The organism is Mycobacterium lehmannii, from assembly GCF_002245535.1.
In the GTDB taxonomy this organism is placed as follows: Bacteria; Actinomycetota; Actinomycetes; order Mycobacteriales; family Mycobacteriaceae; genus Mycobacterium; species Mycobacterium lehmannii.
On sequence record NZ_NKCN01000007.1, the window covers coordinates 73,914 to 94,788 of the forward strand.

Annotated in this window: 20 protein-coding genes; 3 read left to right on the forward strand and 17 right to left on the reverse strand. The window is 65.8% G+C overall.

What is annotated here, in order from left to right; genetic code table 11:
• Positions 1-2 precede the first annotated feature (2 nt).
• The 13 genes from CEX87_RS10330 to fadD5 form a co-directional block, all read right to left on the reverse strand.
• The gene (locus CEX87_RS10330; RefSeq protein ID WP_068196531.1) at positions 3-884 is read right to left on the reverse strand and encodes a mammalian cell entry protein; all 882 of its coding nucleotides are present in this window, start codon (positions 882-884) and stop codon (positions 3-5) included.
• The gene (locus CEX87_RS10335; protein WP_066841964.1) at positions 851-1,402 is read right to left on the reverse strand and encodes a mammalian cell entry protein; all 552 of its coding nucleotides are present in this window, start codon (positions 1,400-1,402) and stop codon (positions 851-853) included. The genes CEX87_RS10330 and CEX87_RS10335 overlap by 34 nt, the downstream gene beginning before the upstream one ends.
• The gene (locus tag CEX87_RS10340; protein WP_066842049.1) at positions 1,399-2,373 is read right to left on the reverse strand and encodes an RDD family protein; all 975 of its coding nucleotides are present in this window, start codon (positions 2,371-2,373) and stop codon (positions 1,399-1,401) included. Before CEX87_RS10340 ends, CEX87_RS10335 begins: the two co-directional genes overlap by 4 nt.
• Before the next feature lie 5 nt (positions 2,374-2,378).
• Complete coding sequence (locus tag CEX87_RS10345) at positions 2,379-3,026, reverse strand: hypothetical protein (protein WP_064418141.1); 648 nt, start codon at positions 3,024-3,026, stop codon at positions 2,379-2,381.
• On the reverse strand, positions 2,996-4,564 hold the full coding sequence (locus CEX87_RS10350; RefSeq protein WP_064418140.1) for an MCE family protein: 1,569 nt from the start codon (positions 4,562-4,564) through the stop codon (positions 2,996-2,998). The genes CEX87_RS10345 and CEX87_RS10350 overlap by 31 nt, the downstream gene beginning before the upstream one ends.
• A gap of 3 nt (positions 4,565-4,567) precedes the next feature.
• Entirely contained in the window at positions 4,568-5,719 is a 1,152-nt protein-coding gene (locus CEX87_RS10355) for a virulence factor Mce family protein (RefSeq protein WP_369816181.1), read from the reverse strand.
• The gene (locus tag CEX87_RS10360) at positions 5,719-7,356 is read right to left on the reverse strand and encodes a virulence factor Mce family protein (RefSeq protein ID WP_068196456.1); all 1,638 of its coding nucleotides are present in this window, start codon (positions 7,354-7,356) and stop codon (positions 5,719-5,721) included. Before CEX87_RS10360 ends, CEX87_RS10355 begins: the two co-directional genes overlap by 1 nt.
• Before the next feature lie 10 nt (positions 7,357-7,366).
• Positions 7,367-8,944: an MCE family protein gene (locus CEX87_RS10365; RefSeq protein ID WP_064418137.1), complete on the reverse strand. Its 1,578-nt coding sequence runs from the start codon at positions 8,942-8,944 to the stop codon at positions 7,367-7,369.
• Positions 8,941-9,972, reverse strand: coding sequence for a virulence factor Mce family protein (locus tag CEX87_RS10370; RefSeq protein WP_064418136.1), 1,032 nt, complete (start codon positions 9,970-9,972; stop codon positions 8,941-8,943). Before CEX87_RS10370 ends, CEX87_RS10365 begins: the two co-directional genes overlap by 4 nt.
• Complete coding sequence (locus CEX87_RS10375) at positions 9,969-11,186, reverse strand: MCE family protein (protein ID WP_064418135.1); 1,218 nt, start codon at positions 11,184-11,186, stop codon at positions 9,969-9,971. Before CEX87_RS10375 ends, CEX87_RS10370 begins: the two co-directional genes overlap by 4 nt.
• A 4-nt stretch (positions 11,187-11,190) precedes the next feature.
• Positions 11,191-12,060, reverse strand: coding sequence for an MlaE family ABC transporter permease (locus tag CEX87_RS10380; RefSeq protein ID WP_066841968.1), 870 nt, complete (start codon positions 12,058-12,060; stop codon positions 11,191-11,193).
• Position 12,061: 1 nt separating this feature from the next.
• Positions 12,062-12,862 (reverse strand): MlaE family ABC transporter permease, encoded by an 801-nt coding sequence (locus CEX87_RS10385; protein WP_064418133.1) that lies wholly within the window; start codon positions 12,860-12,862, stop codon positions 12,062-12,064.
• 212 nt (positions 12,863-13,074) lie between these two features.
• Positions 13,075-14,730, reverse strand: coding sequence for a fatty-acid--CoA ligase FadD5 (fadD5, locus tag CEX87_RS10390; RefSeq protein WP_416171899.1), 1,656 nt, complete (start codon positions 14,728-14,730; stop codon positions 13,075-13,077).
• Between the two features lie 150 nt (positions 14,731-14,880).
• Here fadD5 and CEX87_RS10395 point away from each other — a divergent pair, with 150 nt between their 5' ends.
• A complete protein-coding gene (locus CEX87_RS10395; RefSeq protein WP_064418131.1) occupies positions 14,881-15,573 on the forward strand; it encodes a GntR family transcriptional regulator in 693 nt (230 codons plus the stop codon).
• A 238-nt stretch (positions 15,574-15,811) separates the two neighbouring features.
• Positions 15,812-16,150 carry a hypothetical protein gene (locus CEX87_RS10400; protein ID WP_064418130.1) on the forward strand — a complete coding sequence of 113 codons (339 nt, stop codon included), beginning with the start codon at positions 15,812-15,814 and terminating at the stop codon, positions 16,148-16,150.
• A gap of 10 nt (positions 16,151-16,160) precedes the next feature.
• On the opposite strand, the gene CEX87_RS10405 is transcribed toward CEX87_RS10400, so the two are convergent.
• Positions 16,161-16,601 (reverse strand): SRPBCC family protein, encoded by a 441-nt coding sequence (locus tag CEX87_RS10405; RefSeq protein WP_064418129.1) that lies wholly within the window; start codon positions 16,599-16,601, stop codon positions 16,161-16,163.
• A gap of 16 nt (positions 16,602-16,617) precedes the next feature.
• Positions 16,618-17,064 (reverse strand): acyl-CoA thioesterase, encoded by a 447-nt coding sequence (locus tag CEX87_RS10410; protein WP_064418128.1) that lies wholly within the window; start codon positions 17,062-17,064, stop codon positions 16,618-16,620.
• Positions 17,065-17,178: 114 nt separating this feature from the next.
• Here CEX87_RS10410 and CEX87_RS10415 point away from each other — a divergent pair, with 114 nt between their 5' ends.
• Entirely contained in the window at positions 17,179-18,285 is a 1,107-nt protein-coding gene (locus CEX87_RS10415) for an alcohol dehydrogenase catalytic domain-containing protein (RefSeq protein WP_094287044.1), read from the forward strand.
• Between the two features lie 3 nt (positions 18,286-18,288).
• Here the strand turns inward: CEX87_RS10415 and CEX87_RS10420 are convergent, their stop codons facing one another.
• A complete protein-coding gene (locus CEX87_RS10420) occupies positions 18,289-20,085 on the reverse strand; it encodes an acyl-CoA dehydrogenase (protein ID WP_094287046.1) in 1,797 nt (598 codons plus the stop codon).
• Entirely contained in the window at positions 20,082-20,765 is a 684-nt protein-coding gene (locus CEX87_RS10425) for a TetR/AcrR family transcriptional regulator (protein ID WP_064427986.1), read from the reverse strand. Before CEX87_RS10425 ends, CEX87_RS10420 begins: the two co-directional genes overlap by 4 nt.
• Positions 20,766-20,875 lie beyond the last annotated feature (110 nt).

The following is a 20,875-nucleotide window of genomic DNA, read 5'->3' on the forward strand; positions in this document are numbered from 1 at the left end:
GACTACAGCTGCGGTGTCAGGTCCAGCGACGTGATGGTCGACATATTCGTGATCAGCCACTTCGCATCGCGGCGTTCCATCGTCAACCGGTAGGACAGGTAGCGCAGCGAAGGGATGTTCTTGCTCATCGGGCTGGTCGCCACCGAGTTGGTGTAGACGATCGCGGTGGCCTCGTCGGGGGTCAGCGTCTCCACCGCCGCGCCCATCACCTGCGTGGTGTTGGTGACCTGCGCCTGTTTGTTCGTCGCGACGATCGCGTCAATGTACTTGCGGTACTCGTAGGCGAAGTCGCCACCGAGGAACGCCGCCGACCGCTCCGGCAACGTCTCCATATTGTCCGGCGTGTAGGTCCACAGCGTGGAGATCGCGCTGGCCGCGGTGCGAGCGACGTCGAGTTTGGTGTTGATCTCGGCTCGCTCCGACAAGTAGGGCTGCAGGGTCGACGCGGCGAACGCGGCAGCACCGACGAACAGGGCCGCGGCAGCGACGATCGCGGCGATGAGCCGCTTGCCCGCGGGCCGGTGCGGAGCGAACCGCACATCCTGCGGCGTGACCTCGGATTCGTCTGGGGCGCCCGGTTCCTCGGCGACGTCATCGGCCGCCGGCGATTCCGGCTCGGTGACTTGCGGTTTCGCCTCCTCGGTCGCGATCTCGGTGCCCCCGTCGTCGACACGCGCCCGGCCGCGGCGTTTCGCCTTGCCGACCGGCCGCGGCGCCGACGGCTCCGCTTCTTGCGCTTCCTCTGTTGCTTCCGTATCCGCCGCGGCGGCAGGGCCTTCCGTCTTGCGACGCCCGAAGAACCACCGACGCCGACGCGGTGCCGGGGTGGATTCCGCTGAGGAGTCGGTGGTCAGATCACCTGAATCAGCTGGCTGATCTTCCACTGCTGTCCTTCCTTGATAGTCGTTGCCACCCAACGACTTCCACTCTCGACCGTCGACTTGCCGTCTGGCGCCTTCTGGGAAACCTTGGTCGCGACCAGGATGTCGGCGCTGCCGTTGTCGTTCCACCGCTGCACGCCTGCGGCCAGCACGGTGCCGCTGGTCGGCTCCGCCTGCGCGACCTGGATCAGGATCTCGTTCTGCTTCTCCTTGAACATCTTCGCGAAATCGCCCGTGCCATTCGTGAGGATCCGTTCCACATAGGCGTTGGCGTTGAAGGGATCCAACGTCGTGTATTCGGTCATGAACTCACTGACGTACACCAGCGCGGCGTGGTCGTCGGCCACCGTGCGGCGGTCGTTCTCGTGGCTGACCAACATCAGCGAACCCGCCGTGATTGCGGCTGCCATGAGAAGCGAGGCGACGGCCGAGATGATCGGCAGCCCCCAGCGGCGGGGCGGCTTGGGCTCCACCTCGAAGAAGTCGCGCTCGTCGGCGTCGACCCTGCGCCGCGGACTCATTGGCCCTGCGCGTTCATCTGCGGCCGCTTCAACACGGTGAGCTTGGCGACGCGCCACTGCCCGTCACGGGACTTCTCGAACTCGACCTGGACGGTCGCCGTGATGAACTTCAACTCCTGGGGATTGTCGCCGCGCTGCCCCTGCATGGCCAGCAGCATCTCGGCCGCGTCCGGCGTCGCCTTCAGCACGGCGCTGCTCACCGCCCAGTATTCGTTCGAGCTGACACCGGCGTCCTGGCCGGCCTTCTGCTGGGCGATCAACTGCTCGCGGTAGCCGTCGGTGGTCAGCGACTGTGCACGCGCGAAATCCTCTGCCATGGTGTCGCGCTTGAAGCTGAGCATCTGTTCCACGATCCGAGGACCCTGTTCGGCGATCTGCTGCTTGGTCTCGTCCACCGCGCGTTCGTGCCGGTACACCACCCAATAGCTCACCCCGACCGCGGCTGCACAAGCCAGCGTCGCGACGGTCAGCACGATCGCGGTCAACTTCCGGATGTTGCGCTCCGGCGGTTGGACCGGACGCACCTCGGTGCGCACCAACAGGTCGGCGAAGGTCCGGCGGCGCCTATCCCACAACGGCCACAACCATCCGACGCACAGGGCGGCGGTGTCCAGGAGGTGAGCGACCTCGCGCAGCAGCAGCCGCCACACTCCCACCGGCGAACCGTCCCGTTTGCGGACCGCGAGCCCGAACAGCGCCCGCCCCAGCGAGAATCCCACCACCGCCGGCAGCACCAGGCGGTTCACCGCCATCGCCAGCACCACCACGCCCATCGCGATCAGGTAGCCCCACCACAACGAGCTACGCTGCGGTGCGGTCAACGACACCACCGCCAGCGTCACCAGCACCGCGAGCCCGGTCAGGATGTCGACGGCGAATGCGCCGGCCCTGGCCGACCACGCGGCCACCGTTTCGTCGACGGCCTCGCCAGCGGCCACCGGATCTACGGGTGCTTCATGCACAGCGGTCAACGACGTCACGAGGTGACCTGGTCCAGTTTGGCGATCTTGTAGGTGCCTTCGTCGTCGGGCGCCATCTTCACGCGAAGCCGATAGCCCTGCTCCTGATCGGCGACATCGGAATTGGTGACCTTCACCCGGACCGCGACGAGGACGTCGAATGTCCCGTCGCCGTTGTGTTTCTCCACCGCGGCTCGCATATCCGACACCTGCACCTGTACGTTCGCGGCCTGGTACGCATCGACCAGCACGCCGGCGTAAAGCGAGGATTGGACGGCGAAGTCGCCGGTCGAGCACTCGATGATCTTGGACTGAGCCGCGGTCATGGCGGCGGTGTCCGGGGCATGCGTCGCCGCCACACAATCCTTGGCCGCCTGCAGTGCGGCGGCCTCCGCACGGTCACCGGCCACCACCTTCTGGTCGTTCTTGAGCAACAGGAATCCCGCGACGCCGCCGGCGGTGGCCAGCACCAGCAGCGCCGCGGAGATGCCGACGGCCAGACCGCGGCCGATCCGCGACGGGCGGCGGGGCTTGGCCGGGGTCCCGTCCTCGGGGCTGTCCGGGTTCTCGGTAGCTTCGCTGTCTGGGGATACTGCTAACGACTCGTCGGGCGTCTCATCAGCATCGGTGGGGTTCAGCTGGCGGGTGCCAGCATCTCCTTCCATCCGTCGTCTCCTGTGCTATTCGAGTTGCTGACGTTGTACCTCACGCCGTCGGGTCCGACCACCTGGCCGCTGGTCGGGCTGTACACCGCTGTGGAGCCGGGTGGCCCTGGAGCGGGAGTGTAGACGCAGGGGTTGGGCTGCTGTCCACTGCAGACAACGTTGCCCTGTCCGGGAGGGCTCAGCGGGTCGCTGACCGGCGCCGACGAATTCGGCGGCGGCAGGTCACTAGCCGGTGCGGGGTTCATGCCACTGTTGACCGACGGCGCCTGGATGACACCACGGCCGGGGTTGACACCTTGGTCGCAGCGGGCGCCCGGAGCCGGGCAGGACAGGATCTGGTTGGGGTCGCCGTACCACGGGTTCGTGCCCAACGGAACATACGGTTCGTTGTTGCGGCATTCCATCGGCGTCGCTGCACGCTTGCCAGGGATGTCAGCGCACGGATAGTTACGCGCACCGCGAACCACGTTACCCTGGTACTCCTGAGGAATCTTGCAGTATGTGCCGCGCGGCAACGGCGCCATGCTGGTGTCGGCGGGCGAGCGCCACTCGGACGCCGGCAGGAAACCCGTGAAGCACGGCGGCGTGTGGTTAATCCCTCCGAGAGTCAAGGGCAGGAGGCCGTAACCCTCGAATATCGTGCCGGCCTGCGCCACCGCAGTGCCCTGAGGTAAGAGAACCAACGACTGTTCGACGCCCTTGTGATAGCGCTTAAGCATGTCGATCACGATCGTGAGGTTCGCCAACGTCTGAGGCAACGCCTCCTGAACACCACCGAATACCGCATTCGCCTGATCCAGCGTCGGGGCGGCCTGCTGCAGTCCGCTGCGCAGCGCAGCATCCTGCTCGGCAGACTGCGCTGCCAGGATGTTGAGGTTACGCGACCACTGCTCGATGTTGTCGCCCGACTGGACCTGGCTGTCCAGGATCGGTGCTGCGTTCTCGATGATGTCGTTGACCTGCGGCAAATTCTGCTGGAACCCCTGCGCGATATTGGTCGTCGAGTCGACCAACCGCTGGAGCGCCGGGCCTAAACCCCCGACGGCCTGCGAGGTCTCGGTCAGCAGCGTGTCGATCTTCTCTTTCGGTAATACCGCCAGGCCCCGGTTGGCCGCATCGAGTGCCGGACCCACTTCACTGGGCACGGTGCTGTCGGTGATGGTCGAACCAGGCGACAGGTACTGACCCGGGTTGCCGGTTGACACCAGGTCCAGGTATTGCTCTCCAATTGCTGACACGGAGTGGACGTTGGCGGTCGCATCAGCCGGGATCTTGAATCGGTTGTCGATGCTCATCACGGCTATCGCACCGGTCTGGGTGGGCTCGACCGACGTCACCTTGCCGATCTGGGTTCCGCGGTACGTGACGTTGGCGGTCGCGTAGAGCCCGCCCGAGCGCGGGAGTTCGGCTTTCAACTCGTACTGCGAGATACCCATAATGCTTGGAACCCGCAGGTAATACCAACCCAGTACCACGATGGCGACAATCGTCAGGATGGAGAACAGCGTCAGCTGGAATTTGATGAACCGGGTCAGCACCGCTTACTCACCCCTTTCGACCAGCGGGCCGTTCGGCGCATTGTGCGGATTCGGCACGAACCTCACATCTGGGATCATCGTCGCCGGATCGCGACCCCAGGACTGTTCAAGTGCACGCAGCATGCCCGATATGCCGGTGCCCGACAGGACAGCGTTATCGAGCGCTGAGAGTGTCAAGTCGACCGTGAGTGACGCGTTGACGTAATCACCGCGAATTGCCTTCGGGACGTTCTCGATCGAGAAGGGTGCAGTGAGCAGGAGCTTGAGCGCACCGATGACATACGGCGCAGCACGGCCCAGTTGCTTGAGCGGCCGCTGAAGGTTGACGAGGTTGGTATTCAGATCTTCGCTGGCCGGCGCCACCGCGTTGTCGGCCGCGACGCTGATCCGGCCGATCGCCTCGACCGCGTCGGCGAACAGATCGCGGGTATCCGCGAAATGTTTGATCAGTGGCGGGAACTCGGTGAGCACCCGGTCCAGCGTGTTGTTGCGCTGGGCAACGATCGACAGCAGTCGGTCTGTCGACTCGATCGCGCGGGTGATGTCCTGACGCTGCTGATTCAGCTCGTCGGTGAACGTATCCAGCTTGCTGAGGAAATCGCGGATCTGATCGGCTCGGCCGTTGAGCACATTGTAGATCTCGGTTTGGATGACCTCGAGGTTCTGCACCCCGCCGCCCTGCAGGATGGAGGCGATGCTCGCCAGCACCCGCTCGGTGGTCGGAAAAGCCGACGCGTTCTGCAGTGGGATCGTGTCACCGTCACGCAGCGGTTGGGGTGATGGATCCGGCGGTAATTCGAGCTCTACATGCTGCGAGCCGAGAAGGCTCGTCTGCCCGATTCGTGCCAGCGCATTCTTCGGCAACTCCACTGTGGGCTCGACATCGAGGGTCAAGGTCGCGACCCAGTTCTTGAGTTCGATGGCACGTACTCGACCGACGTAGACGTCGGCCACTCGCACGCGGCTGTTGACATTGAGTGCCAGAGTGTCCGGCATCTGCACGTAAATCGTCGTCGCATTCGAACCGGTACCCGGGCCCCCGGGCAGCGGCACGTTGGCAATGCCCTTCCAGGAACCGCAGGAACTCAGCACCAGAGCGACCGCCCCGAGCGCGAGAGCGCGTTGCGCGAGCCTTCTCCATTTGAGCGCGATCATCATCGACCTGCCTCTGCTGGAAGCGGGGGGCCCGCGGGTGCGGGGGCGCCGGCGGCGGGAGCCGGTACCGGGCCGGCCATCGCCGCTCCACCCGGGTCGCCTGGAATAACGCCCGGCGCCGGCGGCGGTGGTGGTCCGGGCTGCGGGTACCACGGCGGCGGCAGCGGGTTGTTCTGGTCGAACGCGTTCGGCGGACCGGGCAGGTTGCCGTCGCGCGTCGTCCCGAACGCAGGCGGCGCGGCGGGGATCGGGCAGTCGGGTCCGCCCAACAATTCCGCTAGGCATTCCGGGGTCATCATGCTCGCCGTGAACGGCTGCACGTCGATGCCCTGCATGCCCGGTGCGGCGACCCAGCCCGGCTCATGGTTGCCGTGAGAGAACAGCGTGTCCCGCGACCAGATGCCCGGCACCGTCGTGTCCTTGTAACCGGCCGGCGGCTTTAGCCGTGGCTCGGAGTACGCAACCTGCTTCGGCAGCGTCATCGCGGAGCTGAACTGGTTGACACCGAACGGCAGGTAGTTGAATTTGATCGCGTCCAGGATCGGCGCCAGGTACTGCGCGCACATCTCTGCCGACTCCTGGTATCCGAGCCGGCTACCGGCCTGAACGGCACTACAGATGAACTGCAGCGGATTAGCGAAGTTGTTGATCACGGCATAACTGTTAATGCCGCCGGTGACCGGTGAGACGATGTTGACCAAGTTCGCGCCGAGGTTGGGGAACACGTGCAACGCGGTTTCCAGTCCGTCGCGCGGCTCCTGCTGAAGAATCGCAGTTGTCACCTCGGCGAGATTGTTCACGTCGTGGGTCAACACCTCCGCGTTCTGGTCGAAGAACTGACGGGTCGTCGTCAGCAGCTCGTTCAGATCCTGAAGGGCGTTGGCCAACTCGCGGTCGGTGTTGGTGAATGCGTTGGTGAATGTAGCTAGGTCGTCGTTGAGCGCCACGAATTGCTGATCGCTGCGATACAGGGCGTTGACGAACAGTGCCAGGCTCTTGACCACGCTGAAGAAGTCGTCGCGCCCCTCGTTGAGCGCGAAGAGCGCCTCTGACAGGTTGTTGAGCGTCCTGTTGAGCTGCTCACCCTTGCCCGCGAATCCATCGGCGGCCGAATCGATGATGTCGCCGAACGGGCCTCGAGGCTGTTCGGGAGTTGGGCCCAGGTCCGTCAAGATCCGATTGATGGAGTCCCGCAGCTCGTCGTACTCGACAGGTACCTGGGTGCGGTCGATCGGGATGACGGCACCATCTTCCATCACCGGGCCGCCCGTGTAGGCCGGCGCTAACTGGATGTTGCGCGACGCCACCAGGCTCGGGTTGAGGATGGACGCAGTGGCGTTGGCCGGCACCTTGTAGGAGTTCGCGTAATTGAAGGTGACCTTCATCCGGTCGCCGGCCGGTTCGATCGTTTCGATCTCGCCGACCCGCACGCCCATTATCGTCACCTTATCGCCCGGATACAGCGCCAGAGTGTCGCTGAAGTAGGCCACCACCGTGTTCGTCGTCAGCTTCTTGTACAGGCTGTACCCGACGAAGGCGGCCACCAACGCGAGAACCACGATCAGCGCACCGATGACGATCGTCGCCCGGGACAGCGCGGGCAACTTCATGTTTCGGACGTTGAAAATTGTCGACATCTGCTATCCCCTAACCCTGCTGCGAACCCGGCGGGAGGAACGGCGGGTTTCCCGGTAAGGGCGGTTGTCCGGCGGGCGCCAGTTGCTGACCAGGTCCCGGGACCGCGGGCGCTGGCAGCGCGGGTGGCAGCGGGGCGATGCCGGGCGTGAAGTCCGCGGGCAATGGGGGCTGCGAAGGGTCCTGCCCGACGGGCACGGTGCGGGCCCCCGGCGGTGCGGGCGGAAGCTGGCCGTGCGCCCCAGGCACACTCGGCGGAATCTGACCGGGGATCGCGGCGGCGGGCACGCCCGGCGACGGTTGCGGGCCGTGCATGTTCGGGTCGGAGGTGGCCACATTGGGCGGCCCATATGCGGGACCGCCGAACGGTCCCACCGAAAGGTCGGCGCACGGCAGCGGGTCGCCGGGCCGCGGCAGCCCGTCGGCCGGTGGCGTGTACGAGCACGGCGAACCCTTCAGCACACCGGGTCCGGGGTTCTCCGGGGTGCCCTCGATCACTGCGGGGCTCGGCGGCGGCGCGCCGTTTTCGAAACCCTGGGCGTTCGGGTCCGGGAAACGCCAGGCGGGCAGGCCAGCGTCGCGCCAGAACTTCTCTGGATCGATACCGCGCTTCTTGAAGGCGGCGTCAATGAACGGTTGTAGGATCTGGCCCGGTAGCAGGTTCACCAGCATGACCTTGAAGTAGGGACCGGAGGCCAACGCTTCGCCTAACGACGCCGCGAAACTCGCCACCGTGATCAGCGTTTCCTGTAAGTCGAACTGGCGCTCGCGCAGCACGTCGCTGACTACCCGTAGCTGTTCGAGGACGCGGTTCAGGTTGGGGTTGTCGTCGATCAGACCCTTGACCTGTTCGGAGAACGAACCGACCCGCTCCAACAGCATGCTGACCGCGTAGTTGCGCTCGTTGATGGCGCCGAGCAGCGTTTGCGCGTTTACCAATAGGTTCTTGATCTGCTCGCTGCGGCTGCCAAGGATGCCGGCGATCTTATTGGCGTTGGCCAGCAGTTGCTTGATGTCCTCGTCGCGCTTACCGATGGTGTCAGAGAAGCGGGCAACCCCGTCGAGCGCGGCGCTCAGATGGGGTGAGGTCTGATCAATCGTTTCCGACAACACATTGAGCGAGCGTTTGACGGTCTGAGTGTCCCAATCCGAGGCCGCCTTCGTCACGTCGAAGAATGCGTCATAGATCTGGTACGGCGTGGTGGTCTGCCCGAGCGGCAGCACCTGGTTTGCGCGCAGAGGTTCGGTGCCGCGCGGTTCGATCTCGATGTTGCGACGGCCCAGAATCGTGTCAGTGCGAATGGCGGCCCGGCTGTCCTTCCCGATTTGGGTGCCGCCCAGCGAATAACCGATGACAACCTTATCGCCGTCGATCCGCATGCTTTTGACGAGGCCCACGTCGACACCGGCGATGCGCACCTTATCGCCCTCGCCGATACCACCGGTGTCGGAGAACTGCGCATAGTAGGTGGGTTGCGCGAACAACATCGGTACGCTGGCAAAGCTCTGTCCCACGCCGATCACCAAAATCACGATGATGATCCCCATCAGTCCGTTCCGGACCCGATCCGACCCTTCGAGCGTCCTCATTGTGGCGTGCACCTACCCGATGGCTGGCTGAACAGCTTGACCGTGCGGACCGGCCCGCCGGGCTGCAACCCGTTGATTCTCAACGAGATGTCGCAAGAGTAGAAGTTGAAGAAGTCGCCGTAGATACCGCCACTGCGTCCGATGATCTTGAATGCGGTTGGCAGTCTGACGAGGATGTTGTTGAGTTCGTCACGCTGCTCTACCAGGGGCTGCTGAACCGCCTCCAGATAGCTGATCGTGCTCTGCAACAGCGGGCGATTGTCGGCGAGCAAATCGGCGACCGTCCCGGCCGCGTCGCTGATTCCGGCCACCGAAGTGGCAATCGGATCGGCGCGGTTCTTCAGCCCGGTGATCAATGTTTCGAAGTTCTGCACGGTCTCGTCGAACTGCCGTTGATGGCGCACGGTCGTGTCAAGCACGGTGTTGAGATTGCGGATCACCTCTCCGATAGCTTGGTCCCGGTCGGCCAACGCGGATGTCAGCGACGCGGTCTGGTCGAGGATGTCGTTGAGCGTGCCGCCCTGCCCCTGGAAGACGGTGATGATCGACTGGGCGATGCTGTTGACCTTTTCGGGATCGAGGGCTCGGAACACCGGCCGGAATCCGCCGATCAACGCGTCGAGATCGAGCGCGGGTTCGGTGCGCTCGATCGGTATGGTGGCACCGCCGGGCATCCGCCTGTCGCTGTCTCCCCGCTTGAGCTCCAGGTAGCGGTCGCCGATCAGGTTGAGATACCGCACCGACGCGGTCGTCCCCTCGAAAAGCGGCAGCGAGCGGTCGACGGCGAAGTCCACCTTCGCTTTCGATCCCCCGTCGATCAGCTCGACCCCGGAAACCTTGCCAACCTCGACGCCCGAGGCACGGACGAACTGCCCGGCACGCAGGCCACTCGCGTTGGAGAATATCGCCGTGTACCCGGTGGTGCGGTCGAAGCGCATCTGACCGAACACCACGACGATCATCGCCGTGAAGAGCAGCAGCACCAGAGAGAAGGCCCCGAGCTTGATGGCAGTACCGGTGATTTTCATGGGTTGATCGTGTACTCCCCCACCTGACGTCCCCAGACGTATTCGATCAGCAGCGGCTGGCCCAGTTCGAAATGGTTGTACGGCGCGTTCGACGCACCGGTATCCGCGACGAGGAGCGGCGCAGGGAACAGCTCGGGCGTGATGGGTTGCCAGCAGCCCGGCCGGCCCTCCGGGCCGCCCCGGGCGTTCACCCGCGGGAGGTTGTCCGGATAAACATATGGGTTACCGGCGCCCGCGATTGTGGACAGCGTTCTCAGGGAGTACCCGTTCCCGCCCAGTGAGGCTGCGAACCTGGGTTCGACGTCGTGGAAGTTTCGAATTGTGCAGAACAGCGCGGGACTGTACTCGTCGAGCAACTCCGATGTGATGACGAGATCCTCGGCGCCGCGGATCAGATACGGCCCGCTGCGCTCGAAGATATCGGCCCCAGTGTTGCCGAAACCGATCGACGCCATCAGCGCCTGGTCGATGTTGGCTTGCTGCTCGTTGAGCGTCTGGGCTGTGGTCACCGCGTTCTCCAACCCGTCGAATAGGTCGGGTGCCGCGTCGGCATAGACCTCGCCGAGGTCGGCGAGCAGCCGGGTGTCGCGGCGGAGCTCGGGCATCCGGGCGTTCACGTCGGTGAGGATCTCGTTGCCGTTGATGATCGACTGCCCGAACCGGTCGCCCAGCCCGTCGAGGGCCTCGGCTGTCGCGGCCAGCGTCTGGTTCAGCTTGATCGGGTCGACCTGCTCCGAGACAGAGACGACGGTTTCGAACAACGTGTTGAACTCGGTGGTGACTGACGTCACATCGATCACGTCCGACGACGTGATGCGTTGCTCGGTGGGGTTTTTCGGGCTCGAGAAGTTGACATATTTGTTGCCGAACACCGTCGTGGCGTCGATGCTGGCATCGACGTTCTTCGGAATCAGCTCGAGGTACCTGGGGTCGACTTCGAGGAGAATCTTCGCTCTCGGCTCACCACCGACGTCGACCACGTCGACAGCGCCGACTCTGCCGATCTCCACGCCGTTGTAGGTCACCTTCGCGCCGGGGTCCATCGACAGGCCGGCACGCCCCGACAACAGCGTGAGTTTCTCGCGCGGCAGCCACGGAACCTCCCCGCGGAACTGGAAATACACGAAGATCAACGCGCCGATCGCGAAGATGGTCAGGACGATCCCGGCCAGCTTGTAGGGCGGTGTGCGCGGATTGTTCAGGGGTGCGGTCATGGCGCTATACCGTCAGGTTGAAGTTGGGGTCGACGCCGTAAAGCGCCAACGAGGCGAACAGGACCACACAAACGATGGCCACCAGCGAAGCACGCATCGAGCGACCGACGGCCTCACCCACACCGACCGGACCGCCGCTGGCGAAGTAGCCGTAGTAGCAGTGGTTTAGCATCACGATGATCGAGATGATGACCGCCTGGATGAACGACCAGAACACGTCATCCGGACGCAGGAACGTGCGGAAGTAGTGGTCGTAGGTGCCGGTCGACTGGCCGTAGAACAACGTAGTAGTGACCTGCGCTGACAAGAAGCTCATGATGATCGCCATCGCGTACAGCGGGATGATGACGATGAACCCGGCCATGATTCGGGTCGAGACAAGATAAGAGATGGACTTGATTCCCATCACCTCGAGAGCGTCAATCTCCTCGCTGATGCGCATGGCGCCCAGCTCCGCGGTGGCACCGGCGCCGACCGTGGCGGCCAGCGCCTGACCCGCGACGACCGGTGCCGCGATACGCACGTTGATCAACGCGGCGAAGAAGCCGGTGAAGGCCTCGACACCGATGTTGCCGAGCGAGGCGAAGCCCTGGATCGCGACCAGCGACGAACCGGACAAGGTCACGAAGCCGACGATCGCGACCGTCCCGCCGATCACGGCCATCGCGCCCGTGCCCATGCCGATCTCGGCGATCAGACGCAGCGTCTCCCTGCGGTAGTAGCGCAGTGCGTGGCCGATCGACCCGACAGAGGTGATGACGAACCACGCGACGTGCCCGACGCTGTCGAGGAACCGCGCGGGTGCACTCGCGACGCTTTGGGCACGGCTGAACCCCCGCGGAAACCGAGAACGCAGGACCGTTGTCGTAGACACCTCAACTGCTCCCTGTTCCGAACCGGACGCCGATCGTGGTCAGGACCACGTTCACCGCGAACAGCGCAATGACGCAGAGCACCAGGGTCTCGTTCACCGCGGTGCCGACGCCCTTCGCGCCGCCGGCGACGGTCAGACCGCGATAACAGCCGACCAGACCGGCGATCAGGCCGAACGTCATGGCCTTGATGATCGAGATGAGGACCTCGGGCAGCCCGGTGATCAGCGTCAGAGTCGAGACGTAGGCACCGGCCGAGACGTTCTGAAGGTACACGCCGAAGATGAAGCCACCGACCAGGCCGACGGTGATCACCGCGCCGTTGAGCAGCAGGGCGACGAAGGTGGAGGCGACGACGCGGGGCACCACCAGGCGGTGGATCGGGTCGATGCCGAGGACCTCGAGCGCGTCGATCTCCTCGCGGATGGTTCGAGCCCCGAGGTCGGCGCAGATGGCGGTCGAGCCCGCCCCGGCGACGACGAGCACTGTCACCAGGGGACCGAGCTGGGTAACCGCGCCGATGGCCGCGCCGGCGCCGGACACGTCGGCGGCGCCGAACTCGGCCAGCAGGATGTTCAGCGTGAAGATCAGGAGCACGGTCAGCGGGATGGAGACCGCGAGCGTCGGCAGGAACGCGACGCGCATCAGAAACCAGCTCTGCAGGATGAACTCGCGCCATTGGAACGGCGGCTTGAACAGGGCTTTGCCGACGAGCACGCACATGCGCACGAATCCGCCGACCGCTTCCAGACCCGGTCGGACCTGGTCACGTACGTAACCGACGACCCCGGTCGACGCCGTCACCAGTGTGCTCCCGCGGCGCAACGGCGACTGTCGTGGTGCCCCGGCAGCCCCTGTCGCACGACCCCTCCTTGCCCCGACCTGATTGTTGTTATCCCCGTCTCGCTACCAGTCGGTAGTAAGACAGACCACAGGAATGTACCCGATGCGATTCCTGCCGTGCAGGGCATCGGGCGGATTGTGCCCGTAACCGTTAGCAAACCCGATTCCGTTCTCTAATTCGGCTGTGGTGCAGCAGAAACCGCTCCCTCGGAGCTACTTTCAGCGGCGTCAACCGGCTTGTCGGCTCCAAACCGTGCACGCAGTTCGGTTTTCAGGACTTTGCCGGCGGGGTTGCGCGGCAACGCATCAACGACCTCGACGGCCTTCGGATGCTTGTACCGGGCGAGCCGTTCGTCGAGGAACGCGTCGAGCTCGCGCAGGTCAAGATCGGTCTGATCGGGCGCGCCGAGGGCGACGACAGCGACGGGAACCTCGCCCCATTTATCGTCGGGACGTCCGATGACGGCGACCTCCGCGATGGCCGGGTGGGCGGCGAGTGCGTTCTCGACCTCGGCGCAGTAGATGTTCTCTCCGCCGGAGATGATCATGTCCTTCTTGCGGTCGACCACCCAGACGTAGCCCTCCTCGTCCTGGCGGACGAGATCACCGGAGTGGAACCAGCCGCCGGCAAACGCTTCCGCGGTGGCCTGGGGGTTGTTCCAGTAACCGGCCATGAGAGTCGGTGCGCGGTAGACGATCTCGCCGACCTGCCCGATCGGGACGTCGTTCATGTCCTCGTCGACCACCCGCGCCGCGACGGTGGGGATCACCTTGCCGACCGATCCCAGTTTGCGGATCGCGTCCTCGCCCAACAGCATGCAGGTCACCGGCGACATCTCCGTCTGGCCGAAGGCGGCCAGGATCTGGGTGCCGGGGAAGGTCTCGGCCATCTGGCGCAGCAGGGTGTCCGACGCCGGCGCGGCGCCCCAGGACAGCACCCGCAGCCGCAGCTGACGCGGCCGTGCCTTCTGCGCGGCGCACACCGCCTGCCACTGTGCGGGCACGAGGAAGATCCCGGTCACCTGCTCGGCTTCGAGGACGTCGAGCAGCTCATCGGGATTGAAGGCGCCCAGCGGATAGATGACCGTCGGCCGGCCCAGCAGCAGGCCGGGGATCATGTTGCCGATGCCGGCGATGTGGAACATGGGCACGCCGATGAACCCGACGTCGTTGTTGATGTCGGCGCCGTTGGTGAACAGGAACGTCAGCGCCTGGCCGGCGATGTTGGTGTGGGTGAGCACCGCGCCTTTGGGCCGGCCCGTGGTGCCGGAGGTGTACATGATCAGCGCAGGGGAGTCGTTGGGGATGTCGACGACCGTCGCCGGCTCACCGGGCTCGGCGATCAGGTCGTCGTAGCCGATCACGTCGTTTTCGGTGGCGCCGCCGGCCACGATGACGGTGGTCAGCGTCGAGTCGATGTCGCGGACCGCGGTGGCGACGGTGGCCAGTACCGCCTCGGTGATGACGACCGTGGCTTGGCAGTCACTGACCAGGTACGCGATCTCGGGCGGGGTCATGCGGAAGTTGACCGGTACCGCAACCGCTCCGAGCTTGTTGACCGCGAGGAACGCCTCGACGTACTCGGTGCGGTTGAGCATCAGGATCAGCACCCGGTCGCCGAAGCTCACCCCGCGGCGGCTCAATGCGCCGGCCAGGGCGTTCACCCGCTCGTCTAGCTCACGCCAGGTCGTGGTCTTGCCGAGGTGGCGCAAAGCGGTGGCGTCGGGCTGCATCAGCGCATGGCGGGCCAGCTGGTTCGTCCAGTTCTGCCTGCGGGCGAGGTACGGCTGTGCAGTGGGGTCGGGGTCCGGCGGGGGAAGGGAACTCACCTGCTGCTGCTCCATCGGATCTCGGGGTTGCGCGCGTTTGACATTTGATCAAACATGGTGTTGCCCCGGTCACACTATGGCCTCGGCCGCTCGGGTACAAGCCCCCGTCATTTCCTCGTCGTTGATGGCCAGAACGCACCGGAGAACACAGTGAACGCACCGACCGCCCGGCTTCCCAGGCCGCCGCGGGGAGTGCGGCGTGAACAACTGTCCGACGAGGTCGCGGCGCGTCTGCGCGCCGACATCATGACCGGTGTGCTGCGGCCGGGCACCTTCATCAGGCTCGACGAGACCGCCGCCACGCTCGGGGTGAGCATCACCCCGGTGCGCGAGGCGCTGCGCACGCTGCGCGGTGAGGGCATGGTGCAGCTCGAGCCGCACCGCGGCCACGTGGTGGTGCCGCTGTCCCGCGCCGACGTCGAGGACATCTTCTGGCTGCAGGCGACGATCGCGCGGGAGCTCGCGGCCACCGCCACCGAACGCATCACCACCGACGAGATCGACGAGTTGGACCGGCTCAACGACGAGCTCGAAGCCACGGTCACCCGCCACGACATCGCCGAGATCGCCGCCGCGGAGTTCGCGTTCCACCGCGCGTTCAACCGGTCGACCGGCCGGATCAAGCTGGCCTGGTTCCTTCTGCACGTCGCGCGCTATCTGCCCGGGCAGATCTACGCGGGCGACCCGCAGTGGGGGGGTTCGGCGGTGGCGACCCACCGCGAGCTCATCGCGGCGCTGCGTCGACGCGACGTCGACACCGCCATCGCGCTGACTGCCGGCGAGTTCACCGACGGGGCCCAGCGGCTGATCGCGCGCCTCGACGAGACGGGGTTGTGGAGCTGAGGCTGGCGGCGCTTCGCGCCGGCACCCGTTTGAAACCGACCCGCTGCCCGACCACCTGGACCGGTGCCCGGCTATCAGCGAATAATTCGCTGCCAGCGACTTTTTCGCTGCAAGGTGGGCACCTTCACGAATGGTCGGCAGCGACGCCTGGGGCCGCCTGGGGATCGCGTGGGGCCGCCTGTGGACGATGTGACGCGGTGGACGGGAACTGTCGGATGCCCGCGGCACATTCGTCGCCATGACCAGGAAGCGACACATCTACGGCGTCGAACTGCGGTACGTGCTGACGTTCCATCTGTCCCAGCACGGCCCCACGACGATTCCCGACTTGATCGACGCACTCGACTACTACAACTTCGCTCTCCCCGGACCGGCCCCCAAGTGGGTCTCCGACGCCTTGCGCTGGGAGATCGCACACGGCCGGGTGCGGCGGCTGCGGCGCGGACTTTACGGCCCGGGTGACACCCCGCGCTCAACCGCAGACCGGATTCGCAAGCGGGCGCTCGACCTGCGTGCCGAAGCCGACATGCTCGCGGGCCGCGACTTCGAGAAGTGGCTGGATGCGCTGCCCGATTGACGAACCGGCCCTACTTGGAGGCCAGCTGTTCGGCGCGAGCCTTGAGGTTGTCGGCCAGGTAGTCCAGCGTTTCCCCGATCGCCTTCTTCACCATCTGCTTCGGGATGGGCAGCTTGGTCTCGACGTCGAGGTCGACGGTCAGCAGCGAGGTGGGGCCCATCGGAACCACCGAGAACTTCTGCTCCTGCTTGTCGAAATGATCGCCCTGCTGCAGCACCGTGAAGATCTGGTTCTCGCCCGGGTAGTAGACCGCGGTGATGAACGTGCCCGCCTGCCCCTGCACGACGACGTCGAGACGTAACTGGCTGGGCCGCCCGTCGTCGTACCGGGCCAGCACCCAGCACCCTTTGATTTCTTCGTTCCACAGGGGGTAGGCCTCGAAGTCGGCGACGATCCCCATGATCGCCTCGGCGGAGGCCGCCACCTCGACGGTTTTGCTCACGAGCGGCATCCGACGAGCATATCGACTACTCCTGATGGTCGAAGCGCGCCTTTTCCAGCAGCTCGCGGATCGACGCCGGGATCGGCACCGGCCGCCGGCCGTCCCGGTCCACATAGACGTGCACCCAGTGCCCGACCGCCGCGGTCGGGCCGTCGTGTTGCCAGAGCCCCAACCGGTAGGTGACGCTGCTGGTGCCCAGCCGGGTGACCGCCAGGCCGACCGTGAGCGGATCGGGGAACCGCAGCTCGGCCAGGTACCGGCATCCCGACTCGGCCACCACACCCAACCAGGGCACGGTCAGCGGGTCGATCCCGAGGCTGGTGTTGATCCAGCCGTTGATCGCCGAGTCGAACAGCTCGTAGTACACCGCGTTGTTGAGGTGTCCGAACATGTCGTTGTCGGCCCACCTGGTGGTCACCGGCCAGTGCACGGGGAAGTCTGCTGCGGTCGGCACCTGCGCGCGGTCGGTCATGACGGGAGTGTCTCAGTCAAGCTGGAGCCCGGCCTCGGCTGCGCACCCCAGCAGCGTAGTTCCAACCGGCTCATCGGATTGTCGGCTCAGCAGAGGTGACGGCAAGCTGTAGAGATGAGAATCCGCGGCGCCGTACTCGAACAGATCGGCCTGCCGAGGCCGTACGCGGAGTCGAAACCCTTGGCGGTCGGCGAACTCGACCTCGCCACGCCCGGCCCTGGGGAACTGCTGGTGCGGGTGGAGGCCGCGGGTCTGTGTCACTCCGACCTGTCGGTGGTCGACGGCAACCGTGTGCGGCCGGTGCCCATGCTTCTCGGCCATGAGGCGGCCGGGGTCGTCGAGGAGATCGGCGCAGGCGGCTCCGACCTGGAGGTCGGCGCCCGCGTGGTGATGACGTTCCTGCCTCGGTGCGGCCAGTGTCCGGCGTGCGCGACGGACGGTCTCACGCCCTGTGAGCCGGGTTCGGCGGCCAACGGGGCGGGCACGCTGATGACCGGTGGGCGCCGGTTGTCGCAAGACGGCGCACCGGTCCATCACCATCTCGGCGTCTCCGGTTTCGCAACCCACGCAGTCGTCGACCGCCGTTCGGTCGTGCCGGTGCCCGACGACGTGCCCGCGGCGGTGGCGTCGCTACTGGGCTGCGCGGTGCTGACCGGGGGCGGTGCGGTGATCAACGCCGGCCGACCGCGAGCTGGCGACACCGTGGCCGTCGTCGGCCTCGGCGGTGTCGGGATGGCCGCGGTGCTCACCGCACTGGCTGCCGACGACGTCCGCGTGGTGGGAATCGACCAGCTACCCGACAAACTCGAACGGGCCCGCGGCCTCGGAGCCCACGACGCCTACACCCCGGAGGAAGCTCGTGAGAGCGGGTTCAAAGCCGCCGTCGTGATCGAGGCGGTCGGTCATCCGAGCGCCCTGGAAACCGCGGTGGACCTCACCGCGGCAGGGGGTCGCACGGTGACGGTCGGCCTGCCTCCACCCGATGCGCGTATATCCTTGTCGCCGTTGGGTTTTGTCGCCCAGGGGCGCTCGCTGATCGGCAGCTACCTCGGTTCGGCGGTGCCTTCGCGCGAGATCCCCCACTTCGTCGGCCTGTGGCGTGCGGGACGGTTGCCGGTCGAGTCGCTGGTGTCGTCGACGATCACGCTCGACGAAATCAATTCCGGCATGGACGAACTGGCCGATGGCCGGGCCGTACGCCAGGTCATCCGGTTCGACTAGGCGTCAGAACCAGCCGTCGCGCATCTCCAGCGTCGTGCGGTCGAGGCTGGCGAGCAGGTCGAGCTGCGGTGCGGTCTTGGGCAGTTCGTACCGGAAGAAGTAGCGGGCGGCTTGGCGCTTGCCGTCATAGAACTCCCCGCTGCGGCCGTGCGCGGCGATCTCCTGCTGCAGCCACATCCAGGCCACGACGATGTGCCCGAACGCCTCGAGGTAGATCACGCTGTTGGCCATCGCAGCCTCGACGTCACCGGAGCCGAACATGTCGGCAGTGACCGCGGTGAGTCGCTGCCATGCGGCGTCCAACAGGCTTGCGTGTTCGGCGATCTGGCCGCCGAGTTGACCGGCCTCGGTCACCGTCACCCCGATGGCCGCACCCAGCGCCGCCAGCCCGGCACCCCCGCGCGCAGGGACCTTGCGGCCAAGCAGGTCCAGGCTCTGAATGCCGTGTGTCCCCTCGTGGATCGGGTTGAGCCGGTTGTCGCGGTAGTGCTGCTCGACGTCGTATTCGCGGGTGTAGCCGTAGCCGCCGTGCACCTGGATCGCCAGGCTGTTGGCCTCCAGACACCATTGCGAGGGCCAGCTCTTGCCGACCGGCGTCAGCATCTCGAGAAGCAACGTGGTGCTGTCGCGCTCCTCATCGGAGGCCGCGCTGTGCTGCAGGTCCACGAGCTTGGCGCAGTACAGCAGCAACGCCAGCCCACCTTCGGCATAGGCCTTCTGGGCCAACAGCATTCGCTTGACATCGGCGTGCTCGATGATCGGCACCTGGGGCGTCGACGGGTCCTTGTCGCTGACCGGTCGCCCCTGTGGGCGCTCGCGGGCGTACTGCACCGACTTGAGATAGCCGGTGTAACCGAGCGCGACCGCACCCATCCCGACGCCGAGGCGCGCCTCGTTCATCATCGTGAACATGTAGGCGATCCCGCGGTGCGGCTCACCGACGAGGTATCCGACCGCACCCGGCTTCCCGTCGGGTGTGTACGCGCCCTCGCCGAGGTTGAGCACCGTGTTCGTGATGCCACGTTGACCCATCTTGTGGTTCAGCCCGGCCAGGACGACGTCGTTGCGCTCGCCGATCGCGCCGTCGCCGTCGGTCAGGTACTTGGGCACGATGAACAGCGAGATGCCCTTGGTTCCCGGTGGGCCGCCGGGGATCTTGGCGAGCACCAGGTTGACGATGTTGTCGGTGAGTTCGTGTTCGGCGCCCGAGATCCACATCTTCGATCCGAACAGCCGGTAGGTGCCGTCGTCGGCCGGTTCGGCGCGGGTGACGATGTCGGCCAGCGACGAACCCGCCTGGGTCTCCGACAACGCCATGGTGCCCGAGAACCGCCCGGCCAGCATCGGTTTGACGAACTCCTCGACCTGCTCGTCGGTGCCGAAGCGGGCCAGCAGGTTGGCGTTGGCCATCGTCAGCATCAGATAGCCCGTCGTGCTCAGGTTGGCCGCCGAAAACCAGGCGAAGGCGGCCTGCGCCACGGTCGCGGGCAGCTGCGCGCCGCCGAGACGGTGTTCCATCGACATCGCGATGAGGTCGGCCTCGGCGAACGCATCCCAGGCCTCCTTGACCTCGGGGATGACGGTCACCTTCTCACCGTCGAAGGTCGGCTCGTTGGCATCGCTCTTCTTGTTGTGCGGCGCGAAGTACCGCGTCGCCAATTGCTCGCAGAGCTCCAGCACCGCGTCGAAGGTCTCGCGCGAGTGTTCGCCGAACCGCTCGCGCTCGGTCAACTCCTCGACCGTCAACCACTCATACAGCAGGAAGCCGAGGTCGCGGCGCGACAGCAGCAGCGACTTCACGGTGCGGTCGCGGTGTCGGGTTCCCCGGGCAGGGCGTCGACAGGCACGCCCAGCGGCGACTCGGTGCGCACGGTCTCGTCACGGATCAGACCGCGCAGCAGCGCCGTGCTGAACTCGACCGCGATCTCCTGTGCGGTGCGTCGGCCGTGCGGCCGCAGCCAGCGGTAGGCGCCCAGTGTCATGCCGATGTAGCCGAGCGCGAGGACATGCGAATCGCAGTCGTAGAACTCGCCGCTGGCGATGCCGCGATCGATGACGTCGCGCACGTGTTCGTAGACCTGCGTTTCCTTCTCCCGGATGTAGGCCACCTGGTCTTCGGTGAACCACTCGCCGATGTAGGGGCCCTCCTGGAAGTAGACGGCGGCGCGTTCGATGTCGCTGGCGATGCCGACGAGCAGCCGGCGGGTGAAGTGGTAGATCGTTTCGCGCGCGGACGCCGACGGATCGTCGTGCAGCGCGTCGACGGTGAAGTCGGCGGCACCCTTGTAGATGTCGTAGAGGATCAGCGACTTGCTGGCGTAGTAGTGGTAGACGGTCGCCTTGTTCAGGCCGACCGCGTCGGCGACGTCGTCCATCCGGGTGCCGTGGTAGCCGCGGGCGGCGAAGAGCTTGGTCGCGACGGCCAACAACTCGTCGCGCCGGGTCCTCCCGTTCGGGGTGGCGGCGTCCGCAGAGGGCATGGCGACTCACTATATGCAGGCCGGAACCTCGTCCGGGTGTCAATCAACTGGTTGGAAGTGTAGGTGTTGGGGGTGTCGCCGGCCGCACGGCGGGTCTAGACTTCCCTCAT